Source organism: Asticcacaulis sp. W401b, from assembly GCF_046503825.1.
In the GTDB taxonomy this organism is placed as follows: domain Bacteria; phylum Pseudomonadota; class Alphaproteobacteria; order Caulobacterales; family Caulobacteraceae; genus Asticcacaulis.
Genome location: NZ_JBKFEE010000033.1, coordinates 1 through 6,430, shown reverse-complemented (window position 1 = coordinate 6,430; position 6,430 = coordinate 1). Strand labels below are relative to the sequence as shown.

Annotated in this window: 9 protein-coding genes; 6 read left to right on the top strand and 3 right to left on the bottom strand. The window is 58.1% G+C overall.

Annotated features, from left to right (window positions below; all coding sequences use genetic code 11):
- Positions 1-325: zincin-like metallopeptidase domain-containing protein (locus ACK8OE_RS20535; RefSeq protein WP_410274177.1), on the top strand; the 325-nt coding region annotated here is incomplete at its 5' end.
- A gap of 189 nt (positions 326-514) precedes the next feature.
- Positions 515-847 (top strand): DUF4326 domain-containing protein, encoded by a 333-nt coding sequence (locus tag ACK8OE_RS20530; protein ID WP_410274176.1) that lies wholly within the window; start codon positions 515-517, stop codon positions 845-847.
- A gap of 61 nt (positions 848-908) precedes the next feature.
- On the opposite strand, the gene ACK8OE_RS20525 is transcribed toward ACK8OE_RS20530, so the two are convergent.
- From ACK8OE_RS20525 to ACK8OE_RS20515, 3 genes are all read right to left on the bottom strand, one after another.
- Entirely contained in the window at positions 909-1,523 is a 615-nt protein-coding gene (locus tag ACK8OE_RS20525) for a Shedu anti-phage system protein SduA domain-containing protein (protein ID WP_410274175.1), read from the bottom strand.
- Between the two features lie 5 nt (positions 1,524-1,528).
- Positions 1,529-1,816 carry a hypothetical protein gene (locus ACK8OE_RS20520; RefSeq protein WP_410274174.1) on the bottom strand — a complete coding sequence of 96 codons (288 nt, stop codon included), beginning with the start codon at positions 1,814-1,816 and terminating at the stop codon, positions 1,529-1,531.
- A 104-nt stretch (positions 1,817-1,920) separates the two neighbouring features.
- Positions 1,921-2,526: a DUF6088 family protein gene (locus ACK8OE_RS20515; protein WP_410274178.1), complete on the bottom strand. Its 606-nt coding sequence runs from the start codon at positions 2,524-2,526 to the stop codon at positions 1,921-1,923.
- Positions 2,527-2,972: 446 nt separating this feature from the next.
- On the opposite strand from ACK8OE_RS20515, the gene ACK8OE_RS20510 reads away from it, so the two are divergent.
- The 4 genes from ACK8OE_RS20510 to ACK8OE_RS20495 form a co-directional block, all read left to right on the top strand.
- On the top strand, positions 2,973-3,881 hold the full coding sequence (locus ACK8OE_RS20510) for a DUF2493 domain-containing protein (RefSeq protein ID WP_410274173.1): 909 nt from the start codon (positions 2,973-2,975) through the stop codon (positions 3,879-3,881).
- 56 nt (positions 3,882-3,937) lie between these two features.
- A complete protein-coding gene (locus ACK8OE_RS20505; protein WP_410274172.1) occupies positions 3,938-5,455 on the top strand; it encodes a hypothetical protein in 1,518 nt (505 codons plus the stop codon).
- A 68-nt stretch (positions 5,456-5,523) separates the two neighbouring features.
- Positions 5,524-5,940 carry a hypothetical protein gene (locus ACK8OE_RS20500; protein ID WP_410274171.1) on the top strand — a complete coding sequence of 139 codons (417 nt, stop codon included), beginning with the start codon at positions 5,524-5,526 and terminating at the stop codon, positions 5,938-5,940.
- The coding region (locus tag ACK8OE_RS20495) for a hypothetical protein (RefSeq protein WP_410274170.1) at positions 5,937-6,430 on the top strand (494 nt) is incomplete at its 3' end. The genes ACK8OE_RS20500 and ACK8OE_RS20495, both read left to right, overlap by 4 nt.

Below are 6,430 nucleotides of genomic sequence, written 5' to 3'. Positions count from 1 at the left end.
CTTATGCCGATATCGGCATAACGCCCACGCCACCGGCCATAGCTCCCGCCTTGATCGCTTTCGGCCCGGCACCACGACAGAGGATTATGCGCGTGAGGAGCTGGTCGCTGAACTGACCTCGCATCTCGTCTCTCTCCATCTGGGCCTTTCGCCATCAGAGACGGTGTTTCGCAATCACGTGGCCTATCTGGCGTCGTGGGCGGGCATTCTGCGGGATCGGCCGGGTGAGTTGCTGAAGGCTGCCGGTAAGGCACAGGCGGCTTGCGATTTCATCCTCTCGATTCAGGCCGAGGCGTTATCCGCTGAATTGGCGGTCGCCGCCTGATATGATCTTGGTCTTCGGTTGGATTCAGGCGCGGTCGAGGCTTTGGCCTTGTCCGCGCCTTTGCCATGCAGGCCCTAATCTGGACGCCGTCGCCGTTCGGTCAACGGCAGGCCGTATGCGCCAGCGGCGCATGACCGAACGCCTTTCCGGCGTCCCCTTTGGCCCGCATATCTGGCAAAGGAGCAGACCATGTGCAAAGTTCTCAACAAACATCGTCACGGTGTGCCTGAAGGCGCGGTCTATATCGGTCGAGGCTCGAAGTGGGGCAATCCGTTCCGGATGGGTGCAGACGGCGATCGGGCCGAGGTGATTTTGCGGCATGAGCGCTGGATGGCGTCGCAGGTTGCGTTGCTTCGGGCGCTGGATGAACTTCGCGGCCACGATCTTGTCTGTTTCTGCGCACCGGCGGCGTGTCACGGCGATCTGTTGCTGCGGTTGGCGAATGCGGATCGCGAAGAAAAAATCACATGGTGGAACTCGGTGCGTCAGGGCAACGCCTCGGCTTCTACTGAGTCGGTTTGACCTATCGCGAGAATGGGCTGAATTTCCTCAATTTCCCTTCGTGTGCGGGTCGCTAACGGCTCTAGGGGAGGGTCTTCCATGCCTCAAGCGCATCGCGCATGGCGCCAACCATGTCGTCATATGTCAGAACCTGGGACAAAAGTCCCTGTATCTGGACATTATCCCGACGGAAATTGAAGCGTTGTCTTTCAAGGCCGGCATGAATGCCCGCATCCCGCCCGCATATTACGAGAAAGGTACTCTTGGCAATGTCGCCCTTGAAGGTGTTTTGCATAACCGGATTAGGGCCAGGTGCCCTAAGTGCGGCCCAATCGACAACCTGGCCAAAGCCATGTTCCAACTGAGGTGACCAGTTACGGTATTGAGCGGTGCCTTTGCCCTTGAAAACGCTGAATTCCTCAGCGCCTTCGAATTCGATTAAAAGAAACGACCGGCTTCGATGGTTGCCCAGTACTAGGTCAGTGCGATAGAGGCCTTGCATCCCCAATTCCCATTTGAAGAGATCTGCGGCGGGGATGGCCCCAACGGGACCAAGCAAGCACAGCATACTGGGCCGCTTGCGAATTTCACGTACGATGACAGTCTCGCTCACGAAACCAGCGGCGTTCAACCATGTTTCAAAAGATGTGAGCTCAGATTCCGCTTGTCGCAGATCAATTACATAGGGCTCTAGCACCGCGACTAAGCCGCGTTGTAGCTATTGTCGAGAATTCCGCGAATGGTCGCCGAAGTGTCTGCATTCCGATCCCAAAGCACGCGCTTCGTTTGGCCCAGACGCGACACGAAATGACCCGAAGGCGTCCTTTTAGCCAGCTCAAGCGCCGTTACCGCGAAAATAGAAGGCAGCAAGGTCTTTTCACGCGACGTGAGCAGCGCGAAAGGAATCTTGGCTTCAGGGGCTACGGTATAAGGTACGGCGGTCATTGGTATGGTCTCTCCTGCGTCGAAAGATAACGGATAGAGCGCCATTTTTCAACTCTGTACGTGCGTAAGAGCGCGATAACCCTCAGTCAGTTCCAAACGCACCGGCCCAGCATAAGGATATCTGAGTTTAACAGGTTTGCTTCCGGGAGCTAAGCCTCATCGTCTCGAAGAAGTGAAGTTATGAGCGGATACATCCAGCTTGGCACCGCGGACAGGTTTGCCCGAAGGTCTTCGATAACTTCCAGTCGCTGAGGGGTACGGCGTACATAGTCCTTTAGCCCTGCAATCAAGGTGGCGTCTTTGTCGTGCGTGTCCTTGAACCAATCGATCGCCTGAATGATGCGCCTAGCCGGATGCCCCGACCAAAAGGCGGAGCTTGCGGCCGCACGTTTGAAGTCGAGCAGGTAGATGACCGGTGTTTTGGCCGCAGTGTCTCCAACGCTGGCCTCGATCTCTATAGTGCGCGGATAGGTGTCCACATGGATGATTGACTGCGCCGGCACGGCCGTCGTCAGGCCCAGATCGTTTGCGGCCGTCATCCCATCGACCAGCACCCTCAGCTTATCGCGTCGGGCGATGGCATCGATGAATGCCGAGCGGGGCGGGAAGGCCAATTTGCCCGTGAGGCCATTGTCGCGCGGCTGGTCATATAGGCCGCGGTGAACCCGGCGGATCTGACCTTCGCTTGTCAGACGCTGGAGAGCCTTTTCGACACCGTGCGGCGAGGCAATGTCCACGAAGTCACTCTTGTCCAGACGCTTGCCAGTGCCTTTGCGGTAATGCGGTCAAGGACCCGGTTCTTTGTGTCGGATGTCGGGTCGGGCATGAGACCTCCGGCAGATCAAAACCTACAGGCAGGCGCTGATCGCTGACAGGTCACTGACCAAAATTTGTATATAAAATGTGGTCAGTAAGGCGAGCACTATCGCTGTCTTTGGGGAAGGTGCTGCAACGCCCAGGATGCCCATGCGGCCGCAAGATGGACGGCCAGCGGATGTCGGCAAAGGTTCGGTGTCGGGGGGCCATCACTGACTTGCCTTCACTCTGCTACCGATGGCGCAAACCCCTTCTATGCGGCCAAGGGTCGAGCCGGGCGCAAAGCGCCCTTGGCCGCGAAGGGCCGTGCGCCGTTTCGGATGCAGAGGCAAGCCACCGGCGGCCTCTCCGGACAACCGGTTCTCCCTTTTGAAGGACATCCGCTATGACCGCTCTTTCTTCTTCGCTTTCCCGCTACGACGCCATTTGTGAAGTCGCGGGTGCTGATCTGCCCCATCCCGCCCAGGCCGAAATCGAACAGCTCGGCTTTTCACTGACGACCGAAGTTCTCGATACCTTTTTAGGCTCCGCCCTTGAGGACCAGTTGCCCATCATAATGGAAGGTCTCATCGGGGGTTTTCATTCCGCCGCCCTCCGTCTTCAGCGCGAAGCCGATCGCGCCCATGACGATATGCGCCGCCTGCACCGCGATTTCGACGGTTCGGAGATCAAGGACGTCGAGCTTCAGGACGCCACTCTCCGTTACAACCGTGCCGATGCGGCCATCATGATCATCGAGGTCCTCCGCGATGCCGCTTGCGAGAACTACACCGCCCAGACTGGCGAGGTCTGGACCCCATGGCGCGGATCGGCGAAGACTCACACCGCGTCGTACGCCGTCATCGAGGCGAAAGACGCTATGAAAGCGCGACGGGTGCGCGAACAGGGATTGATGGACCCCGGTACTGAGGTCGTCGTTTTTCGCGGTTCGCCCCAAGCCAAGACTTCGCTTGATGCCAACCGTATCTTCGATGCCCTGAACTGGGCTTTGTCGCAACATCCCGCCATGAAGCTGGCAACGACCGGCAATCTCGGCGCTGAGCAGATCGCGCTGAAGTGGGCCCGCGACAAGAAGGTCGGCGTCGTTCTGGCCAAGGCGGATTTCGAACGCCATCGCCGGGCGGCTCCCTTCAAGGCAAATGACGAACTGCTGGCTCTCGATCCCGTTCTGGTTTTGACGCTCGATCACTCCCTTGAAGGCGACTCTGACGATGCCTTCGGTCCGGCAGCCAATATCGCTCAGAAGGCCCGTGAAAATGGTCTGCGGGTCATGTCCGTGACACGGCGCAAGTGAGAGGCTCATGCCCCGGGCTCTGGCCTGGGGCTTTTACATCGCGCGGGGGTTGTGATGTGACGTTGAAAAGAATCGGTCGCTATGCCACCAAGGCACTCGACAATAAAGCGGAATGGGGTGACGGAAAGGACGATTTGCGTCCCCCACGGCGTGCGATGGGGGAAGTCATGGATCAAACAGAGCAACCGCTAGCGGGCTTTCGCAGCATCCTTGAGGCCGTCGGGGAAAACTACCGAACCGCCCGTCTGCATTATGTTGCCCATAGAGTAGGGGATCGGCTGATCCTACTCAAAGCCATCGTGAACCTCTGGGCTTCCGATGATGGTATACCGCTGCCACCCCGTTTTGAGATCGACAGTTTGAAGGTCGGGCGCTGTTCTGTGCGTGATCTCTACCCCACGGTCGCCGCCCTCATTGATGACCTCATGGCCTGCAAAATCAAGCTTCCCGTCGGTGAGGCTGAGTTCCCGACGAGCAGTGGTGGCCGCCCTTGGGTTCATTTCTATCCCACGCAATGGCCGGGACTACAGGCCAATCACCGCCAAGTGGGTCTACAGATCGTTGGGGATCAAAGTCACGCCTATATGCCGACGGGGGAAATAGACTGGACGCTCAAGGCATGCCACGAACCTTACGAGAATCTCGGCGAGCTCCTGTTTCAAAATGCGCTCGGAACCATCGGCGCGGCGCTGACAGTCGATATCTACGCCGGCCCGTTGGCCTGGCTCGCCTTCGATGCAAAAGACACGGCGGGCCGTGCGGTCCCGACAGCCTCCATTCCGCACGGACAGGACCGGAGTAAGGTCAGTCTGGGTTACCGGGTCCACGAAGGGGGACACATCGTCGCGCGTGGTCGAGTTTCGGGTGATGACCTCATTTGGCATACCCATAACGGTTTCGATTTCGGACGTGCTGACGTTCAGCGCAGGCCAGGCAGTTTCCTCTATGGTATCGCCAGCTACGACGGCGTCGCCCAGCAGTTCGGATGGCTTACCGATGCAGCGGGATCGCACAATGCACGGCGACGGGCCTTCGAGGTCACCGACGAGAATGTTGCTGTGACTCACGGCATTCTGAGTGGTGAGTTCAGCGGCAGTGGTCGTAAGGGCGTGCAGTCCCGGGATTTGGAGACAGCGGTCAGCGCAGTCTTCTGGATGCTGGGCTTTTCAACGCTTAATATGGGTAGCGTTCCGAAACTTCAGGATGCCGCTGACCTTCTCATCACCACGCCCTCCGGACAGATACTGCTCGTCGAATGCACCATCACTGTGCCAACGCCGGAAAAACTGGGTCTGCTGAATAACCGGGCAAAAGAGATCCGGCGGTCTGTTGATTTATCTGGCCATCAGGGTTTGAAGATTATCCCAGTTCTCGCCACCTGCGAACCCAATGAGGATATCGGCATTTCGCGCGAAACCGCCGAACGACACGGCATCCTCGTTCTGGCGCGCGAAGAGCTTCTCAGCTGGTTGGACGCTACACAGGTTATCCGCAATCCCGATGAGATATTCGGCCAGTTTGCGCAGAAGGTCGAAGCGTCGCAGGGCGGCTCGTCCCTCCCAAGGTTAAATTAAGGCTCTCGTCTGGCGATTGTAACGGCCATCGGCTAAACCGCAGTCGGATTTAAGTTGTGGGAGGGGAGATGGCAGAATTATCTTTGCCGGCGGAGGCGATGTTGTCGGGTCTGGAGGCCGGGGGGTTCGCTGATCTGGCGGCCGAAACACGGAGCTTTCTACTGGAAAACCCGCGAAGGCGATGGTTCGAATCCAGCGATCCGACACCGTATACGCGCGCCCGGCTGGCAAAGTGGGAGCTGAGGCATGCAGGCGTCTTTGTTGAGAAAGCGATTGATCGTGAGCTCTATCTCCGAAAGCGCATTATCGAGCTATCCGAAACGCTCGGGTTGGACCAGGTTCGCGTCCTCGATCCTACTGAAGCACCGGACTCGCAGGCCAACATCCTTTCGTCCAGCGAGGCCATTGATAGCCTTACGAAGTTCAAGAGGCAGTGGAGCGAGGCTATTGGTTCCGCGTGGCGTCGCGGCGAGGTGATCGGATGACGCCCGAAGAATATATGGCCCAAGGCCTGAAGGATCAGATCGCCTCAGCCGCAACGGCTCTGTCCGTGACGGTAAAGCATTTGGGGAAGCCGAAAGACCCTGTCGAGCCCAACGTATCGTTCAAGGGTAAGACCTACGAGACATGGGTCGCACTGGAGATCGCTGCGCGGCTGAAAGGGGACACGACCACAGTAGAGGTTATCAATCATGAAGGGGATGTCGATCCCGAACTTCGTGTGCGCGGGGGGCCGGGCTATCTGGTCAGCCCAAAGGCAACAGGTGACCAACCTTGCCACCTGCGTATCTCCTCGCCGGTTCGCACCCTCGATCTGCATATCAGTCTTCAGCACAAGGGCCAGAGTGGGGCATTGCATGAGCTCGATATTTCGGTCGTACCCTATAAACCGACGATCAAAATGCTGGCAGGTCAGAGTGCGCCGTACATCGGGCCCCGGTTACTGGGGCTCGAACTGAAAAATTACGCGATGAA

Coding starts and splice junctions, on each gene's coding strand:
- ACK8OE_RS20530 (WP_410274176.1), top strand. CDS start 515: ATGTGCAAAGTTCTCAACAAACATCGTCACGGTGTGCCTGAAGGCGCG.
- ACK8OE_RS20520 (WP_410274174.1), bottom strand. CDS start 1,816: ATGGCGCTCTATCCGTTATCTTTCGACGCAGGAGAGACCATACCAATG.
- ACK8OE_RS20510 (WP_410274173.1), top strand. CDS start 2,973: ATGACCGCTCTTTCTTCTTCGCTTTCCCGCTACGACGCCATTTGTGAA.
- ACK8OE_RS20500 (WP_410274171.1), top strand. CDS start 5,524: ATGGCAGAATTATCTTTGCCGGCGGAGGCGATGTTGTCGGGTCTGGAG.